The organism is Streptomyces sp. NPDC007095, from assembly GCF_040634475.1.
Taxonomy (GTDB): domain Bacteria; phylum Actinomycetota; class Actinomycetes; order Streptomycetales; family Streptomycetaceae; genus Streptomyces.
On record NZ_JBEYFS010000235.1, the window covers coordinates 1 to 17,629 of the forward strand.

Here is a 17,629-nt window from a genome sequence, read left to right on the forward strand (position 1 = left end):
CCTGGAATTCGGAGCGGATCCAGTCGCGGGTGGCGACCTCGCCGAGGCCCATGCGCAGGGCCGCGATCTCGCGGGTGAGGTACTCGCAGACAGCGGCGCAGCTGGTGCAGTCCGCGCCGGGCGTGGCTCTTGACGGTGCCCAGCGGCCAGCCGGTGCGCTGGGCGATCTGGGGCTGGGTCAGGTCCTCGTAGAACGCGAGGTGCAGCACCCGGCGCTGGGGCGCGGGGAGCCTGGCGAGCTCGCCGCGCAGGAGGACGCGGTCGAGCACCGTCTCCGGGCGGGCATGGGTGTCGTCGACCGGGCGGAGGAGGGCTCCCGCGGCGGCGACCAGATCGGTACGGCGGGTCCGCGCGGAGAGCGCGTCGGCGATCTTGCGGCGGGTGATGCCGACGAGCCAGCCGGCGAACGGGCCGCGCTCGGGACGGTAACCCTGTCGCCCCTGCCAGGCGGCCAGGAACACCTGCTGGGTGACGTCCTCGGCCTCCCGGGTGTCGCCCAGCGAACGTCCGGCCAGTGTGTGCACCAGCGTTCCCCAGCGGTAGTAGGCGGCGGTCAGACACTCCTCGTCGCCGTCCACGAGGCCCTGGGCCACATCCGCGTCGCGGAGCCCCTCCCACCGCCCGCCGACGCACTGCTCGGTGATGGAATCCACGGTCATGGCCACGGCCTCTCGGTTGGGGCGGGCTCCCGGTCACCGTGCGCTTCCCGCGACGCGCCCGGTGATCCCCATCGTGTGAACCGAGGCACATGACGGACAACTCGCATCGTTTGTGCGTCGTATAGTCGCCGCATGGGCGAGAACCAACCGGCGCAGCCGCGGGAGGCGGCCGCGCGGCCCGTCGATGCGGGCGTCACGACGGGGTCGCTGGCCCGCCGCCTCGGGGTGTCGCCCACGACCCTGCGTTCCTGGGACCGGAGGTACGGCGTGGGGCCCGCGGTCCGCTCCGACGGGCGGCACCGCCGCTGGACGCCGCGGGACGTGGCGATGCTCGAGGAGATGTGCCGTCTGACCTCGGCCGGGGTACCGCCCGCCGAGGCGGCCAGGACCGCCCAGGAGGGCGTCGGGCGGATTCAGCCCGGCCCGGAGCAGCCCGGGGGAGGTGACCAGCCCGGTGGGCACCGTTCGCAGGCGGCCGGTGCGCTGCCGCTCGGTGACGTCCGCCAGGAGTGCAGGGGCCTCGCGCGCGCGGCGGTCCGCCTCGACGCGCCGACCGTGGGCGGCCGGCTGGCCTCGCTCGTGGCGCGCTACGGCGTGGTTCTCGCCTGGGACGAGGTGATGGTGCCGACCCTGCACGCGGTCGGACGCAAGTGGGAGTCCTCCGGCGACCGTTATGTGGAGGTGGAACACCTGCTGTCCTGGCACATCTCACGTGCCCTGCACCGCGCCACCGAGCCGGTCCGGCCCGTGGGAACCCCGGCTGCCGCTACGGGGCCGGTGGTGCTGGCGTGCGTCCCGGGCGAACAGCACAGCCTGGCCCTGGAGGCGCTGCACGCGGGACTCGTCGAACTCGGCCTGCCCACACGGATGTTCGGCGCGGCGGTCCCCACGGAGGCGCTGACCGCCGCCGTGCGACGGCTGGGCCCGAAGGCCGTCCTGCTGTGGGCCCAGACGCGTTCGACGGCCGACCTGCCTTTGGCCCGGCATGTCGCGGGCACCCAGTGGGGGGTCAAGGGGGCCCGCAGTCACCCGGCCGTGCTGCTCGGCGGGCCGGGCTGGGCGGGCCGCCCGGTGCGGGGGATGCTCCGCCCGCCCGGGCTTCGGGACGCCCTCAGGACCCTCTCGGGTCTGTACGACTCGCCCGTTCCGGCCACCCGGAGCTGATCCCCCGCGCGCCGGTGGGCCGGGAACGGCTCAGCGGACCGTCCCGGTGGGCGAGGACGAGCCGCCGGCGGGCGGGGTGAGCACGGCGGTCGGTTCACCCGGCGCGGGCGCGGGCGGCGTGAGATCGGAGGCGGGCAGCTTCGGCGGGGTGGTCTGCTGGAACAGCACCTGATCGAAGTTGACCAGTCCGGTCTTCTCCATCACGGTGATGTGGTCCAGCACGGTGTCGTTGGCCTGGTCGGCCAGCTGGCGGACCAGCGAGTTCTCGGTGGTGGACCGGATCTTGGCGACGGTGTTGAAGATCGAACCGTGGGTCACCCGCAGGATGTTGGCGAAGTCGGTGTCGAACTGCTTGCCGGTGTCGCCGCTCAGGGTCGACACGAAGCCCTGCTGCTGAGGAGACGGCTTGTTGGGGATGGTGATGCCGAGTGCGGCGGCGACCTTTCGGTCGGTCTCGTCCAGCGCGGCATGGCCCCTGACCAGGTGGTCACCGGCGGTCCTGACCGCCGGGGTGGTGCCCTTCTGAAGACCCAGCATCCCCACGGGGTACTCCCACAGCCCGGCCGCCCGCACCTTGACGACGAAGTCGCGGTCGGCCTCGGTCACCGGGCCCGTCGGGGTGTTGGCGATGATGCGGTTCTGGGCAGTCGCCGTGGTCTGCAGTCCGAGCATGCTGGGGTAGGCGAGCGCGGCGAGGGTCATGACCAACGCACCTGCCACGAAGACGGTTCCTGCGGTTCGTGCAATGCGCATTGGGCCTCCTGGCGGCGCGGCGGCCCGGGGTGTGACGCTCCGGTGGCCGCTCGGTGGATCCGGTGCGTGGATCCGGTACGGGTGTTTCGGACGCCCATCTGTACGGCTGCGCGGGTCGGAGAAACCTCTAGGGAAAGTAAAATCCGTGCCGCCACCCGCACAGTCGCGAACCGCTGAGACACCGTCTCATCGGCCGTGATGCCGCTCAGCCACGGTCCCGAGCGGCCCTGAACCGGGCCAGCCCGTCGGAGAGTTCGACGACGGGGTCCGGGTAGTCGTACGCGGCGCGTTCCAGGCCCTGGAGCTTCCAGGGTTCGTGCACGGCGCCGCCCGCGAGCCCCGCCAGCTCCGGCACCCAGCGTCGGACGTACTCCCCGTCCGGGTCGTACCGCTTGGCCTGCGTCACCGGATTGAGGACGCGGCCCGGCCGCGAGTCCGTGCCCGTTCCGGCCATCCACTGCCAGTTGAGCTGGTTGTTCGCGACATCGCCGTCCACCAGCAGGTCCAGGAAGTGCCGGGCCCCGATCCGCCAGTCCACGTACAGCGTCTTGGTGAGGAAGCTGGCGGCCAGCAGCCGTGCCCGGTTGTGCATCCAGCCCTCATGGCGCAGTTGGCGCATCGCCGCGTCGACGACCGGATAGCCGGTGCGTCCTTCCTTCCACGCCTGGATGTCCTCGCGCGCCGTCCTCCCCGAGCGCCAACGGTCGTGCTTGGTGCGGTAGTCGGCGACGGCCGCGTCCGGCCGGGCGGCGAGCACCTGGTGGTGGAAGTCCCGCCAGGCCAGTTGGCGTACGAACGCCTCGGCGCCCGGGCCGCCCGCCGCGCGCGCCCGGTGCACGAGTTCGACCGGGGAGAGGGAGCCGAAGTGCAGATGGGGGGAGAGCCGGGAAGTGGCGTCGCCCGGCAGGTCGTCATGGCCGTCCTCGTACGAGGCGATCCCCGCCCGCAACCAGGCCGTGAGCCGCTTCCTGCCCTCCCGCTCGCCGCCCCGCGCCAGCCCCTGCGACAGCCCGGACAGGCCCGTGCGCGAGGGGATCTCCTCCGAGCCGACGCCGTCCGGCACCCGGATCGTCCGGGGCGCGGCGACCGTGTTGCGCAGCGGCTCCTGAGACCAGCGCCGGAAGTACGGTGTGAACACGGCGAAGTGGTCCGAGCTGGACGGCGTGACCGCGCCGGGCGCGAGAGCGGTGATCACGGCGTCATGGACGTGCAGCCGGCACCCCTCGCCCTCCAGAGCGGCGCGCAGCCGCTCCTCACGGCGGCGGGCGTAGGCACTCACCCCCGCGGCCATGTGCACCTCGTCGGCGTCCGCCTCGGCAACCACCTTGCACACCTGCGCGACGACATCGCCGGAGCGCACCACGAGCCGGCCGCCGTGCTCCCGGAGCCCGGCGTCCAGGTCCGCCAGACAGTCAGCGAGGAACGCCATGCGGTTGGGCGCCGTGAACCCCGCTTCGGCGACGGCGTCGTCCCGTACGAACAGGGGCACCAGCGCGGCCGAGCCGTCCTGCGCCGCGCGCAGCGCCGGATGGTCGTGCAGGCGCAGGTCCGAGGTGAACAGGACGACCGAGATGTTCATGGTGTGACTCCGGTACAGGGGACGTGGCGCTGTGACAGGGCGGCGACGAGTGCGGACATGACTGCTTCGGGCCCGCGGCCCCTCGCGGATGCGGGTATCGGCGAGGGATGCGGGACTCAGTGGGAGTGGGAGTGGGAGTGGGACGGCACGGCGGGCTGCCGCGCCCCGGCCGGTAGGTCGGCCTCGGCCGCCGCCTTGGCGATGTTGCGGGCCATGCCGCCGAACACGACGGCGTGGAAGGGCGAGATGCTCCACCAGTAGGCGTGTCCCAGCAGGCCGTGCGGATGGAACAGGGCCCGTTGCCGGTAGTGGGACCGGCCTTCGGGGCCGGCCTCGGCGTACATCTCCAGCCAGGCGAGGCCTGGCAGCCGCATTTCGGCGCGCAGCCGCAGCAGACGGCCTGGCTCGATCTCCTCGACGCGCCAGAAGTCGAGCGAGTCGCCCACGCGCAGCCGGGCGGCGTCGCGCCGTCCGCGCCGCAGGCCGACACCGCCCACCAGCCGGTCCAGCCGTCCGCGGAGCGCCCAGGCCGACGGGAAGGAGTACCAGCCGTTCTCACCGCCGATGCCCTCGATCACCCGCCACAGCGCCCCGGGCGACGCGTCCACCGTCCGTTCGCGTTGATCGGTGTAGAGACTGCCGCCCGCCCAGTCGGGGTCGGTGGGGAGGGGGTCACTGGGCGCGCCGGGCACGGAGGCCGACGACCACCGGGTGGTGACCTGGGCGTCCCGCACCCGTTGCAGGGCCAGCGACACCGCCTTGTCGAAGCCGAACGGATGCCCCGGGGGATCGGGGACGTACCGGACGATGTCGTGTTCGTGGCAGACGACCTCGTGACGCAGCGATTCGGTGAGCGGGCGCGCGATGGACGCGGGCACCGGGGTGACTAGGCCGACCCAGTGGCTGGAGAGCCCGGGGGTCAGCACCGGCACGGGCAGGATCAGCCTGCGCGGCAGCCCGGCGACGGCGGCGTACCGCTGCATCATCTCCAGGTAGGTCAGGACCTCGGGACCGCCGATGTCGAAGGCGCGGTTGACCTCGGCGGGCATCCGCGCGCAGCCGACCAGGGTGCGCAGCACGTCCCGTACGCCGATCGGCTGGATCCGGGTGCGCACCCAGCGGGGCGTGACCATGACCGGGAGGCGTTCGGTGAGGTAGCGGAGCATTTCGAAGGAGGCCGAGCCGGAGCCGATGATCACGGCCGCGCGCAGGACCGTGGTCGGCACGCCCGACTCCAGCAGGATGCGGCCGACCTCGGCGCGCGACCTGAGGTGGGGCGAGAGACGCTCTTCGGGGACACCCGCCGGGGTCAGGCCGCCGAGGTAGACGATCCTGCTCACCCCGGCGGCGCGGGCCTGCTCGCCGAAGACGCGGGCCGCCTTCCGGTCGGTCTCCTCGAAGTCATGGCCCGTGCCCAGGGCGTGCACCAGGTAGTACGCGACGTCGATGCCGCGCAGCGCCTCGGCGACGGAGCCGGCGTCCGTGACGTCGCCGCGCACCACCTCCGCGTCGCCCACCCACGGGTAGTCGCGCAGCTTGGCGGGGGAGCGGGCGAGACACCGCACGCGGTACCCCGCCTCCAGCAACTCAGGGACCAGTCGGCCGCCGATGTAGCCGGTGGCACCGGTCACCAGACAGCGCGGGGCGGGGCGGGGATCGTCGTCGCTCATGGGTCCCTCCGTAGTTCGCCGGGCCTCCCCTTTGCCTTGTTCCCTCCCTCTTGCCTTGTTCCCTCCCTCATCTCTTCCACGCGAACACGGCGGTCGGATGCGCCCAGGACATGTCCGGCGGAGTCTTTACGGACATGTCAGGGTGAATCGCGGGCAGGCGGGAGAACACGAGAGTCCGAGGTCACGGCTGGAGGTGTCTGCCGGTATGGGCACGAAGGTGTTGGAGCGGTTTCCCGCGGGAGGTCCGCGCGGATCCTGGACGGCGGAGGAGTACGCGGCCCGGCGCCGCACCGAGGGTCAGCCCGCGACGGTGGTGATGGATCTGAAGTCGGACGCCTTCCTCGTGGTGGTGCCGGTCGGCGACGAGGACTGAACGACCTCGGTCAGGGCCGATCGGACAGGTGGCCGCCGAGCTCCGCCGCCCTGCGTACGAACGCCTCGCGCAGGTCGTGGGCAGCACGCGGCACCGAGTCCGCCCGGCGGCGCCGCAGCATCAGCAGGACCCGTGTCGTGTCGTCCGTGAGTGGCCGGTGGGTGATCGCGCCACACCGCTCGAGGGGATCGCCGAGCACACTGAAATCGGGCAGGACCGTCGCGCCCAGCCCCTCGGCGACCATGAGCTTGCCCATCTCGGCGCCGTCGGTCGTGTACGAGAGGGCCGGGCCGTGGCCCTCCAGGAGCCGGTGGAGATAGCGGTGCATGACGTACCCGGAGCGCATGGCGATCAGCGCCTCGCGTCCGTCCAGCAGGTCCGCCGCCGACACCGCGTCGAGTGAGGCGAGCGGACTGTCCGGGCGCAGGCACACCACCGGTCGGCCGCGCAGCAGCTCGGTGGTCTCGAAGTCGGCGGGCAGGTCGTCGCCGTCGAGATGGTTCACCAGGCCCAGGTCGAGGCCGCCCTCCGACAGGGCCCGGTGGATCTCCGTCTGCTGGGCGCCGACCACCTCCACCTGCGTCAGCGGATGCGCCGCGCGGAATTCCCGGACCGTCGGGATGAGCAGGGGCACCGTCGCCGCGTTCACCGTGCCGACGCGGACCATCCGGCTGATGCGGTGCTGCTCGCCGGCCGCGCCGCGCAGCCGGTCCACCGCGTCCAGCACGTTGATGATGTGGGGCAGCAGCTCTCGCCCCTCGGCGCTCATCCGCGCGCCGGACCGCTTGCGCTCCAGCAGATCGACGCCGAGTTCGCGCTCCAGGTTCCGCACGGTCTCGCTCAACGCAGGCTGGGAGAGGTGGAGTTCCTCGGCTGCCCGGCGCAGCGAGCCGAGCCGGGTCACCGCCGCGATGTATTCCAGTTGCTCTGTCCGCACGCCAGCAGAATGCGGTCAATTTCACGGCCCGTTCAAGGGTTTCCCTGTCACACGTTCGTGAAATTCGGTGGTCCGCGATACGAGACCGGTCGGGTTTTCCTTGACTGCCCTCGCGGCCGGCTGCCACGATCGACGGCATGATGATGCGACTGGACCTCACGCGGCGACGCCACGTCGACCTCGCGCGCGTCTCCAGCGCCTCCTGTTGCACCGCGGCCTGAGTCCCAGGATCCGCCGCACTTCATCGGCCCCACAGCTGTCGTCGGACAGCCGCGTGCGGCGTTCCCACAGCACCGCCTGAATTCCGCGATCCCGCGCGCCGTCCTGAACGCGCCCCCTGAATTCGGCGTACCCGAAATCCGCAACAGGAGTTCCGCATGTCCGCAGCGTCCGTGAATCCCGTGAAATTCGCGTACTGGGTTCCCGACGTCAGTGGTGGGCTGGTCACCAGCAAGATCGAGCAGCGCACCGACTGGGGTTACGACTACAACCGCGAACTGGCCGTACTCGCCGAGAACAACGGCTTCGACTACGCGCTCAGCCAGGTCCGTTACATGGCCGGCTACGGCGCCGAGTTCCAGCACGAGTCGACCAGCTTCAGCCTCGCGCTGCTGCTCGCCACCCAGCGCCTGAAGGTCATCGCCGCCGTCCACCCGGGCCTGTGGCACCCGGGAGTCCTCGCCAAACTCGGCGCCACCGCCGACCACTTGTCGAACGGCCGCTTCGCGGTGAACGTCGTCAGCGGCTGGTTCAAGGGCGAGTTCACCGCCCTCGGTGAACCCTGGCTGGAGCACGACGAGCGGTATCGCCGCTCGGAGGAGTTCATCCGCGCCCTGCGCCAGATCTGGACCGAGGACCACACCGAACTCGCCGGCGACTTCTACCGGTTGCGCGACTTCTCGCTCAGGCCCAAGCCTCTCAACACCCCCGAACGCCCGCACCCGGAGATCTTCCAGGGCGGCAACTCCACCGCCGCCCGGGCCATGGCGGGCCGGATCTCCGACTGGTACTTCTCCAACGGCAAGGACTTCGACGGGGTGGTCGAGCAGATCGCGGACGTCCGGAAGGCCGCGGCCGAAGTGGGCCGCACAGCACCGAAGTTCGGCCTCAACGGCTTCCTCATCGCCCGTGACACCGAGGCCGAGGCCCGCGAGACCCTGCGCGAGATCGTCGCCCAGGCCGACCATGAGGCCGTCGAGGGCTTCGGTGCCGCAGTGAAGCAGGCCGGACAGTCCACCGCCGACGGCAAGGGCATGTGGCAGGACTCCAGCTTCGAGGACCTCGTCCAGTACAACGACGGCTTCCGTACGGGCCTGATCGGCACCCCCGAGCAGATCGCCGAGCGGATCGTCGCCTACAAGCGGCTCGGCGTCGGCCTCTTCCTCCTCGGCTTCCTCCACTACCACGAGGAGGTGGAGTACTTCGGCCGCCGGGTGCTGCCCCTGGTGCGCGAGCTGGAGGCGCGAGCGGACACCGGGGCCGAGCCCGCGTCCGTCCCCGCGCACGCCTGAACCCGTTCCCCACTCCGCGCCCGCCCCTGCACTTGTTCCGAAAGAGGACCCCATGGCCACCGTCCTGTCCGTCTCCGGCAGTCCGTCCGTCGCCTCCCGTACCGCGAAGCTCCTGCGCCACCTGGACACCCGGCTGGCCGCGCAGGGGCACGAGGTGATCCCGCTCGACGTCCGCACGATCCCCGCCGAGGCCCTGCTCGGCGCCGACTTCAAGCACCCCGCCATCGTCGAGGCGACCGAACTCTTCGCCCGCGCCGACGGCGTGGTCATCGGCACCCCCGTCTACAAGGCCGCCTACTCCGGCGTCCTCAAGGCCCTGCTCGACCTGCTCCCGCAGTACGCACTCACCGGAAAGACCGTGCTGCCGCTCGTCACGGGTGGCAGCACCGCGCATGTCCTCGCCCTCGACTACGCCCTGCGCCCGGTCCTCAACTCCATGGGCGCCGCGCACATCGTCCAGGGCTGGTTCACCCTCGACAAGGACATCATCACGGGCGAGGACGGCGGTATCACCGTCGCCCCGGCCACGGCCGAGGCCCTCACGCAGGTGGTCGACCAGTTCTCGGCGGCCCTCGGCAGCGCGCCCCTGCTGGCCGCGGCGGGCTGACACGATGTCCGCCAAAGTGATCGCCGACGACATCGAGGCCCTGGCCGTCGCCGCCGCGCTCGCCGAGGAGTTCCGCGCCGGTGCCTCGGCGCGGGACTCCGAACGGCGGCTCCCGCGCGCGGAGTTGGACCGCCTCTCCGCCTCCGGACTGCTCGCCGTCACGGTGCCCGCCGAGCACGGCGGGGCGGATGTCCGGCAGGAGACCCTCGCGGAGGTGTTCCGGCTGCTGGCCTCGGCCGACGCCAGCCTCGCCCAGATCCCGCAGAACCACTTCGTGTACGTGAACGTGCTGCGCCGCCAGGGCACCCCGGAGCAGCAGGCGTTCTTCTTCGGTGAGGTACTGGCCGGGCGCCGCTTCGGCAACGCCCAGTCGGAGGCGGGCACCCGGCACATCCAGGACATCCGTACCCGTCTAGACCCCGGGCCCGACGGCTCGTACGTCCTCACCGGCGTCAAGCACTACTCCACCGGCGCGCTCTTCGCCGACTGGATCCCCGTCCTCGCCCGCGCCGGCGACGACAACCTGCACGTCGCCTACGTCCCCCGCGGCGCCGGCGGGGTCACGGTCGTCGACGACTGGGACGGCATGGGCCAGCGTACGACGGCCAGCGGCACCGTCCGCCTCGACGCCGTCCACGTGCCCGCCGACCGTGTCGTCCCCCATCACCTCACCTTCCACGGGCCTCAACTCCACGGGGCCGTGGCCCAGTTGCTGCACGCCGCCATCGATGCCGGGATCGCCGCGGGCGCGCTGGCCGAGGCCGCCGGGTTCGTCCGCACCAAGAGCCGGCCCTGGTTCGAGAGCGGCTTCGACACGGCGGCCGAGGACCCGCTCCTCATCCAGCGGTTCGGTGAACTCGCCGTCCAGGTACGGGCGTCCGAGGCGCTGCTCGGCGCCGCGGCCCGCACGGTCGACGCGGCCCGCGACGAGCTGACCGAGGACTCGGCGGCCGAGGCGTCCATCGCGGTGGCCGCCGCGAAGGTGCACACCTCCGCCACCGCCGTGGAGGTCGCGGGCGCGCTCTTCGAGCTGTCCGGCACCCGTTCCGCCCTCAACTCGCTCAATCTGCACCGGCATTGGCGCGACGCCCGCACTCACACCCTGCACGACCCAGCCCGCTGGAAGATCCAGCACATCGGCCGATACGTGCTGGGGGGCACCAAGCCACCCCGCCACGGCCTGCTGTAACCCCACTCGCTCCTCGGCCACCCCCACGATCGGAGAACGCGCCCGTGTCCCTCACCTTCCACTGGTTCCTGCCCACCAACGGCGACAGCCGCCATGTCGTCGGCGGCGGTCACGGCACCCCCGCCACGGCCTTCGGCCGGAACCGGCCGCCGACGGTCGCCTATCTGAGCCAGATCGCCCGCGCCGCCGAGGACCTGGGCTTCGTCGGCGCGCTCACCCCCACCGGCGCCTGGTGCGAGGACGCCTGGCTGACCACCGCCATGGTCAGCCAGCACACCGAACGGCTGAAGTTCCTGGTCGCCTTCCGGCCCGGCTTCGTCTCACCCACGCTCGCCGCGCAGATGGCGTCCACCTTCCAGCGGCAGACCGGCGGCCGGCTGCTCCTCAACGTGGTCACGGGCGGCGAGAGCCACGAACAGCGTGCCTACGGCGACTTCCTCGACAAGGACGCCCGCTACCGCCGTACCGGCGAATTCCTGCAGATCGTGCGGGACCTGTGGGAGGGCAAGACCGTCGACCTCTCCGGGGAACACCTCCAGGTCGAGGACGCCAGGCTGGCCCGGGTCCCCGACCCGGTCCCCGAGGTCTACTTCGGCGGCTCCTCACCCATCGCCGGCGAGATCGCCGCCCGACACGTCGACGTCTACCTCACCTGGGGCGAACCGCCCGCCCAGGTCGCCGAGAAGATCGCCTGGGTACGGGGGCTGGCGGCGAAGGAAGGGCGCACCGTCCGCTTCGGCATCCGGCTGCACGTCATCACGCGCGACACCGCCGAACAGGCCTGGACCGAGGCGCACAAACTCCTGGACGGCTTCGACCCGGACACCGTGAAGTCCGTCCAGGCGGGCCTGGCCCGCAGCGAGTCGGAGGGGCAGCGGCGCATGCTCGCCCTCCACGGCGGCAACCGCGGGGACCTGGAGATCCACCCCAACCTGTGGGCCGGCATCGGCCTCGTCCGCGGTGGCGCGGGCACCGCTCTGGTCGGCAGCCACGACGAGGTCGCCGAGCGGATCAAGGAGTACCACGCCCTCGGCATCGACGAGTTCGTCCTCTCCGGCTATCCGCACCTGGAGGAGGCGTACTGGTTCGGCGAGGGCGTCCTGCCGCGCCTGGCCGCGCTGGGCCTGTGGCAGCACCCGTTCGCGCCGACGTCCACCCCCGCCGCGCAGGTGCCCTTCACGAGCTGAGCGGGCCGAGCGAACCGGGTGAACCGGGTGAACCGGGTGAACCGGGTGAACCGAGCGCACCGAGCGCACCGAGCGCACCGGGTGAGCCGGGTGAGCCGGGTGAGCCGGGTGAGCCGAGCGCACCGGGTGAGCCGAGCGCACCGAGGTGGGCGGCGCGCACCTGGGCGGTCTGCCCCTGCACCAGCAGGAACATCCCCTCGCGTGCCAGCCGCTGCGCCGGGCTGCCCAGGTCCATCGCGCGCCCGCCACCGGCCACGACCGCCGCCGTCGTGGCCGCGCGCATGACGTCGTACGCCCGGGTCTTGACCGCCAGCCGCTCCGCGATCCGCTCGGTGGGCACCGGATGGTCGGCGAGCTCGTAGGCCTGCCGTCGGACCTCGTCGAGGCGGGCGCGCAGCACCTGTCCGGTCTCCTTCGCCGCGGGATCGCCGTCCAGCAGGTCGAGCGCCGACGCGGTGATCCCGAAGACGGCCGGTGAGGCGTTGGTGTTCTTGGGGCGGTCGGTGACCGCCCAGGTCTCGTACGGCGTGCGCAGGGCCACGGCGTCGTCCGGGAGCCACAGCCCGTCCAGCTCCAGGGACACCGTGCGCGAGGCGGTGAGCGCCGCCAGCCGCATCGGCGGCGAAGGCCGCAGTCCGGGCTGCTCGCGCGCTTCGGTGAACGCGAACAGGGCCTCGTCCGCGTCCGTCACCCCGGCGAGCAGCATCACGTCGTTCAGTCCCCAGCCCGTGTACCAGGGGACCGTCCCGTCGAAGCGCCATCCGCCACGCTCACGGGTGACCCGGACCGGGATCCGCGGGTAGGCCCGCAGTTGCGCGTACGCGACCCCGGACAACAGCTCCCCACCCGCCAGCGGGCCCAACAACCGTTCCCGCGCCGCGGGTTCACCCTTCGCCAGGGTCAGCACCGGAGTGTGGTGCTGGGTCTGCACGAACCAGGTCGAGCAGCACGCCCCGGCCAGGATCTCGGCGGTCTCACGGACCACCGCGGCGGGCGCGGCCGACCCGCCGTAGGCCACCGGCGCGCTCACCCCGAGCAGCCCCGACCGCTTGACCGCCTCGATGCTGCTCGCCGGCACGCCCTCCTGGTCCACGCGCTCCGCCCGCGGGGCCAGCACCTCGGCCGCCAGCCGCCTGGCGGCCGTGACGAGTGGATGCGGTGGGGTGGTCATCGAAAAAATCTCCCGCGGTCGTCGTGTCGTGTGTCGATCCGGCCGTCTCCCGTTCGTGTAGTCAGTGAGAGACCACCCGAGAACGAGTCGAGAACGACACGGCCGAGGAGCACACATCATGAAGTACTACCTGCTGAGCGTGATGCAGCCGCCCGGCGAGCCGCCCGCGCCCGAGATCCTTGAAGAGATCATGCACAATCTCGACGTCTTCCACGCGGAGCTGCGCGAGGCCGGTGCGTGGGTGTTCGCCGGGGGACTGCACGGACCGGAGACGGCCACCGTGGTGCGCGCCAAGGACGGCGACGTGCTCGTCACCGACGGCCCGTACACCGAGAGCAAGGAGTACCTGGGCGGGCTTTGCCTGATCAAGGCACCCGACCTCGACGCGGCGCTCGAATGGGGCCGCAAGGCGACACTGGCGACCACGCTCCCCATCGAGGTGCGGCCCTTCATGGGAGAAGCCGAGGACGGATGACCCCGAACGCCGACGTCGAGGCCGTGTTCCGCGCCGAATACGGCCGCGCGGTCGCCGTCCTCGTCCGCTTCCTCGGCGACATCGACCTCGCCGAGGAAGCGGTCCAGGACGCCTTCACCACCGCCCTGCGGAAGTGGCCGGACTCGGGCATACCGCCCAGCCCGGCCGGGTGGATCATCACCACCGCGCGCAACCACGCCGTCGACCGGCTGCGCCGCGAGTCCACGCGTGAGGCCCGGCACGCCGAGGCGGAGCGGCTGTACGCCCGGGACGAACCGGCCGAGGAGGGCCCCGTGCGCGACGACCGGCTCCGCCTGATCTTCACCTGCTGCCACCCCGCCCTCGCCACCGAGGCCCAGGTCGCTCTCACCCTGCGCCTCCTCGGCGGCCTGACCACGCCGCAGATCGCCCGCGCCTTCCTCGTGCCCGAGCCCACCATGGCCCAGCGGATCGTCCGGGCCAAAGCCAAGATCCGCGACGCCCGCATCCCGTACCGCATCCCGCGCGACGCGGACCTCCCGGACCGTGTCAGGGGGGTGCTCGCGGTCGTCTACCTCATCTTCAACGAGGGCTACGGCGGCCGGGAGGACCTCTGCGCCGAAGCCCTCCGGCTCGGCCGCCTCCTCGTCGAGCTGATGCCGGACGAGCCCGAGGCCCTCGGGCTGCTCGCGCTGATGCTCCTCATCGAGTCGCGCCGGCCCGCCCGCGCCACACCGGGCGGCGACCTGATCCTCCTCTCCGGCCAGGACCGCTCCCGGTGGGACCGCGGTCTCATCACCGAGGGACAGGCGCTCGTACGCCGCTGTCTGCGCCGCAACCGGCCGGGCCCGTACCAGATCCAGGCCGCGATCAACGCCGTACACAGCGACGCCCCGACCGCGGCCGCCACGGACTGGAGCCAGATCCTCCAGCTCTACGACCAGCTGGCCGCGCTCGCCCCGAGCCCGGTGGTCGCCCTCAACCGGGCCGTCGCCGTCGCCGAGGTCGAGGGCCCGGAGCCGGCACTCGCCCTCGTCGAGGCGCTCGACCTGGACCGCTACCACGCCTTCCATGCCGTACGGGCGGACCTGTTGCGCCGCCTGGGCCGGCACACCGAGGCCGCAGGGGCCTACGAGGCGGCCATCGCGCTGACCGACAGCGCACCGGAGCGCGCCTACCTCGAACGGGCCCGCGCGGCACTCCCGCCGAGCCCGCACTCCGACCTTCGTCCGTGACGTCGTGATCGCGGAACGTATTCTTCGTGTACCCGGAATTTATTTGGGCACATGAAAGGTTGGCGTTTACACCGAGCCCTGCGGCTCAAGACGACCGCCCGTGGGCCGCCAGGTCCGCACCGATCAGCGAGGCACCGTGAACGACCGCACCCCCGAGCAGCCCACCGACATCGTGGCCCGGCTGCGCGCCACCTTCCGCTCCGGCCGCACCAAGCCCCTCGCGTGGCGCACCACCCAGCTGCGCCGACTGCGCGAACTGCTCACCACGCACGGCGCCGAGCTCGCGGAGGCGCTCCACGCGGACCTCGGCAAGAGCTCCACCGAGGCCTTCCGTACCGAGATCGACTTCACCGTGCGCGAGATCGACCACACCCTCGACCATCTCGACGAGTGGCTGCTCCCCGAGTCCGCCCCGGTCCCCGCCCATCTCGGCGCCGACGCGACGGCCTGGACGCGGTACGACCCGCTGGGCGTCGTGCTGGTCATCGCCCCCTGGAACTATCCGGTGCAGCTCCTGCTGACGCCGATGCTCGGCGCGCTGGCCGCGGGCAACACGGTGGTCGTCAAGCCCAGCGAGCTCGCCCCCGCCACCTCCGCCGCCCTCGCCCGGCTGCTGCCGCGCCACCTCGACACCGACGCGGTCGCCGTCGTCGAGGGCGCCGTTCCGGAGACCACTGCGCTGCTGGCGGAGCGCTTCGACCACATCTTCTACACCGGCAACGGCGCGGTCGGCCGGATCGTGATGCGGGCCGCCGCCGAGCACCTCACCCCCGTCGCCCTCGAACTGGGCGGCAAGTCCCCGGCGTTCGTCGACCGTGACGCCGACCTGTCCGTCGTCGCCGACCGGCTCGCCCGCGGCAAGTTCCTCAACGCCGGGCAGACCTGCGTCGCGCCGGACTACGTCCTCACCGACCCGGAGACCGCCCGCGCGCTGGAGCCCGAGCTCGCCCGCGCCGTCGAGGCCCTGTTCGGTGCCGATCCGCAGCGGTCGGGCGAGTACGGACGGATCGTCAACGAGCGGCACTTCGACCGGCTCAGCTCGCTGCTCGACTCCGGGCGCACCGTCATCGGCGGTACCGGAGACCGGGCCGCCAAGTACCTCGCGCCCACCGTCCTCGCCGACGTCGACCCCAAGGCCCCCGTGATGCAGGAGGAGATCTTCGGGCCGATCCTGCCGATCGTCACGGTGACGGGGCTGGACGAGGCCATCGACTTCATCAACGACCGAGACAAGCCCCTGGCGCTCTACGTCTTCACCGAGTCGGACACCACCCGGGAGCGGATCGCCGAGGAGACGTCCTCCGGAGGCCTCGGCCTCGGTCTGCCGCTCGCCCATCTGACCGTCTCCGACCTGCCGTTCGGCGGGGTCGGCGAGAGCGGCATGGGCCGCTACCACGGCCGCTACTCCATCGAGACGTTCAGCCACCGCAAGGCGGTGCTGCAGAAGCCGCTCGGCTGACGCGGCCCCGGCGGTGCCCCGGCAGATCGTCGAGGATCTGCCGGGGGCACCGTCGTGCGGCCCTCTCTGCCAACGTTGTCAGATCTGACTGGTCTACACCCTTGACTGGTACATACCAAAGCGGTTGAGTGTGGCTCCACACCCCCCACCACGGCCGCCCCCGACGCCGTGGCCGGCCCCGCCGGCACGTGCGCACAAGGTTCCGCTCCGCGCTGCCCTTGTCCGGGAGCGGCCGTGTCCCGCAAAGGAGTTGACCTGTGTCGAGGCGCCGCATCTCCGCAGTCCTCACCGCCCTCGCCCTCGCGTCCGCCACCCCGCTGCTGCTACCGGCCTCCGGTGCGTCCGCCGCCGCCTGTTCGAGCTATCCGAGCTGGGTGGCCGGGAGGTCGTACGTCACCGGTGACGTCGTCCGCTACACCGACGGGAAGACCTACGTCGCCGAGCACGACAACCCGGGCTACGACCCCACCATCAGCACCTGGTACTGGGACCCCTACGCCTGCGACGGAGGTTCCACGCCTCCCTCCGACGGCTTCGTGGTGAGCGAGGCGCAGTTCAACCAGATGTTCCCGAACCGGAGTTCCTTCTACACCTACAGCGGACTGCGGGCGGCGATGAGCGCCTACCCGGCCTTCGCCAACACCGGCAGCGACACCGTGAAGAGGCAGGAGGCCGCGGCCTTCCTCGCCAACGTCAGCCACGAGACCGGCGGCCTGGTCTACGTGGTGGAGCAGAACACCGCCAACTACCCCCACTACTGCGACTGGAGCCAGCCCTACGGCTGCCCGGCCGGACAGTCGGCCTACTACGGCCGCGGCCCGATCCAGCTCAGCTGGAACTTCAACTACAAGGCCGCGGGCGACGCGCTCGGCATCGACCTCCTCAACAACCCCTACCTGGTGCAGAACGACGCCGCCGTGGCCTGGAAGACCGGCCTCTGGTACTGGAACACCCAGACGGGGCCCGGCACCATGACGGGCCACAACGCCATGGTCAACGGCGCGGGATTCGGCCAGACCATCCGCAGCATCAACGGCTCCCTGGAGTGCGACGGCAAGAACCCGGCGCAGGTGCAGAGCAGGGTGGACGCCTACCAGCGGTTCGTGCAGATCCTCGGGACCTCGGCCGGCGGCAACCTCTACTGCTGATCGGCTGTGTACGGCAGCCGCCCGGGCCCTGAACGGGTGTGCGAAACTCCCGCGATGACCTCGGAAACGATCACCGCGGCAGCCGCGGGCAGCTGGACACTCGGAGATCTCCCCGTCCGCCGCATCGGCTTCGGCGCGATGCGGCTGACGGGCAGCGCGGCCTTCCACCTCGGCACGCCGAGCGACCGCGACCGGTCGATCGCCGTGCTGCGCCGCGCGATCGAGCTGGGTGTCGACCACATCGACACCGCCGCCTTCTACTTCTCGTCGCTGCGCTCCGCGAACGAGCTGATCAACAGCGCGCTGGCCCCGTACGCGGACCACCTGGTCATCGCCACCAAGGTCGGGCCGTTCCGCGACTACTCGGGGGAGTGGGGCATCCCGGCCCGGCCGGACCAGCTCCGCGCCCATGTCGAGGAGAACCTGCGGCAGCTGGGCCCCTCGGGCAGCGCGCTGATGAAGTCGTGGGCGCCGATCGCCTTGGCGGCCCGCTCGATCTCCTCGCGGCTCGCGTCGGAGCGGCCGATGGCGAT

General features: G+C 71.9%; 17 protein-coding genes and 1 pseudogene. 12 read left to right on the forward strand and 6 right to left on the reverse strand.

The genetic code is table 11. From position 1 onward, the window contains the following. Nucleotides 1–95: 95 nt before the first annotated feature. A pseudogene (locus ABZ656_RS47525) lies at nucleotides 96–659 on the reverse strand (sigma-70 family RNA polymerase sigma factor); the annotation flags it as partial. A gap of 132 nt (nucleotides 660–791) precedes the next feature. Between ABZ656_RS47525 and ABZ656_RS47530 the strand changes: the two are divergent. Beyond that, nucleotides 792–1,823: a MerR family transcriptional regulator gene (locus tag ABZ656_RS47530; protein WP_101407195.1), complete on the forward strand. Its 1,032-nt coding sequence runs from the start codon at nucleotides 792–794 to the stop codon at nucleotides 1,821–1,823. 30 nt (nucleotides 1,824–1,853) lie between these two features. Here ABZ656_RS47530 and ABZ656_RS47535 read toward each other — a convergent pair whose 3' ends face one another. The 3 genes from ABZ656_RS47535 to ABZ656_RS47545 all read right to left on the reverse strand — a co-directional run bounded on the left by ABZ656_RS47535 (nucleotide 1,854) and on the right by ABZ656_RS47545 (nucleotide 5,825). Further along, nucleotides 1,854–2,576, reverse strand: a complete 723-nt coding sequence (locus tag ABZ656_RS47535) for a DUF4142 domain-containing protein (protein ID WP_180362685.1) — start codon at nucleotides 2,574–2,576, stop codon at nucleotides 1,854–1,856. 205 nt (nucleotides 2,577–2,781) lie between these two features. Beyond that, nucleotides 2,782–4,155 (reverse strand): deoxyribodipyrimidine photo-lyase, encoded by a 1,374-nt coding sequence (locus ABZ656_RS47540; RefSeq protein ID WP_360277420.1) that lies wholly within the window; start codon nucleotides 4,153–4,155, stop codon nucleotides 2,782–2,784. A gap of 116 nt (nucleotides 4,156–4,271) precedes the next feature. Beyond that, complete coding sequence (locus ABZ656_RS47545) at nucleotides 4,272–5,825, reverse strand: SDR family oxidoreductase (RefSeq protein ID WP_360277423.1); 1,554 nt, start codon at nucleotides 5,823–5,825, stop codon at nucleotides 4,272–4,274. Nucleotides 5,826–6,030: 205 nt separating this feature from the next. On the opposite strand from ABZ656_RS47545, the gene ABZ656_RS47550 reads away from it, so the two are divergent. After that, nucleotides 6,031–6,198: a hypothetical protein gene (locus ABZ656_RS47550; RefSeq protein ID WP_165854173.1), complete on the forward strand. Its 168-nt coding sequence runs from the start codon at nucleotides 6,031–6,033 to the stop codon at nucleotides 6,196–6,198. Nucleotides 6,199–6,208: 10 nt separating this feature from the next. On the opposite strand, the gene ABZ656_RS47555 is transcribed toward ABZ656_RS47550, so the two are convergent. Next, nucleotides 6,209–7,135, reverse strand: coding sequence for a LysR family transcriptional regulator (locus tag ABZ656_RS47555; protein ID WP_180362684.1), 927 nt, complete (start codon nucleotides 7,133–7,135; stop codon nucleotides 6,209–6,211). A gap of 143 nt (nucleotides 7,136–7,278) precedes the next feature. Between ABZ656_RS47555 and ABZ656_RS47560 the strand changes: the two genes are divergently transcribed. The 5 genes from ABZ656_RS47560 to ABZ656_RS47580 all read left to right on the forward strand — a co-directional run bounded on the left by ABZ656_RS47560 (nucleotide 7,279) and on the right by ABZ656_RS47580 (nucleotide 11,629). Then, nucleotides 7,279–7,356: a putative leader peptide gene (locus ABZ656_RS47560; RefSeq protein ID WP_351520955.1), complete on the forward strand. Its 78-nt coding sequence runs from the start codon at nucleotides 7,279–7,281 to the stop codon at nucleotides 7,354–7,356. Between the two features lie 156 nt (nucleotides 7,357–7,512). Further along, complete coding sequence (gene sfnG / locus ABZ656_RS47565) at nucleotides 7,513–8,646, forward strand: dimethylsulfone monooxygenase SfnG (RefSeq protein ID WP_360277427.1); 1,134 nt, start codon at nucleotides 7,513–7,515, stop codon at nucleotides 8,644–8,646. 52 nt (nucleotides 8,647–8,698) lie between these two features. Then, on the forward strand, nucleotides 8,699–9,253 hold the full coding sequence (ssuE, locus tag ABZ656_RS47570) for an NADPH-dependent FMN reductase (protein WP_101407190.1): 555 nt from the start codon (nucleotides 8,699–8,701) through the stop codon (nucleotides 9,251–9,253). Between the two features lie 4 nt (nucleotides 9,254–9,257). Then, on the forward strand, nucleotides 9,258–10,442 hold the full coding sequence (locus ABZ656_RS47575; protein WP_360277430.1) for an SfnB family sulfur acquisition oxidoreductase: 1,185 nt from the start codon (nucleotides 9,258–9,260) through the stop codon (nucleotides 10,440–10,442). Between the two features lie 44 nt (nucleotides 10,443–10,486). Next, nucleotides 10,487–11,629 (forward strand): LLM class flavin-dependent oxidoreductase, encoded by a 1,143-nt coding sequence (locus tag ABZ656_RS47580; protein WP_101407188.1) that lies wholly within the window; start codon nucleotides 10,487–10,489, stop codon nucleotides 11,627–11,629. Here ABZ656_RS47580 and ABZ656_RS47585 read toward each other — a convergent pair. Further along, nucleotides 11,619–12,800, reverse strand: a complete 1,182-nt coding sequence (locus ABZ656_RS47585) for an acyl-CoA dehydrogenase family protein (protein ID WP_360277433.1) — start codon at nucleotides 12,798–12,800, stop codon at nucleotides 11,619–11,621. The genes ABZ656_RS47580 and ABZ656_RS47585 overlap by 11 nt on opposite strands. A gap of 118 nt (nucleotides 12,801–12,918) precedes the next feature. Here ABZ656_RS47585 and ABZ656_RS47590 point away from each other — a divergent pair, with 118 nt between their 5' ends. From ABZ656_RS47590 to ABZ656_RS47610, 5 genes are all read left to right on the forward strand, one after another. Continuing rightward, on the forward strand, nucleotides 12,919–13,275 hold the full coding sequence (locus ABZ656_RS47590) for a YciI family protein (RefSeq protein ID WP_101407186.1): 357 nt from the start codon (nucleotides 12,919–12,921) through the stop codon (nucleotides 13,273–13,275). After that, on the forward strand, nucleotides 13,272–14,489 hold the full coding sequence (locus ABZ656_RS47595) for a sigma-70 family RNA polymerase sigma factor (protein WP_101407185.1): 1,218 nt from the start codon (nucleotides 13,272–13,274) through the stop codon (nucleotides 14,487–14,489). The genes ABZ656_RS47590 and ABZ656_RS47595 overlap by 4 nt, the downstream gene beginning before the upstream one ends. A 100-nt stretch (nucleotides 14,490–14,589) precedes the next feature. Next, nucleotides 14,590–15,948, forward strand: coding sequence for an aldehyde dehydrogenase family protein (locus ABZ656_RS47600; RefSeq protein WP_360277437.1), 1,359 nt, complete (start codon nucleotides 14,590–14,592; stop codon nucleotides 15,946–15,948). 257 nt (nucleotides 15,949–16,205) lie between these two features. Continuing rightward, the gene (locus ABZ656_RS47605) at nucleotides 16,206–17,096 is read left to right on the forward strand and encodes a glycoside hydrolase family 19 protein (RefSeq protein WP_360277440.1); all 891 of its coding nucleotides are present in this window, start codon (nucleotides 16,206–16,208) and stop codon (nucleotides 17,094–17,096) included. A gap of 54 nt (nucleotides 17,097–17,150) precedes the next feature. Next, the coding region (locus ABZ656_RS47610) for an aldo/keto reductase (RefSeq protein ID WP_360277443.1) at nucleotides 17,151–17,629 on the forward strand (479 nt) is incomplete at its 3' end.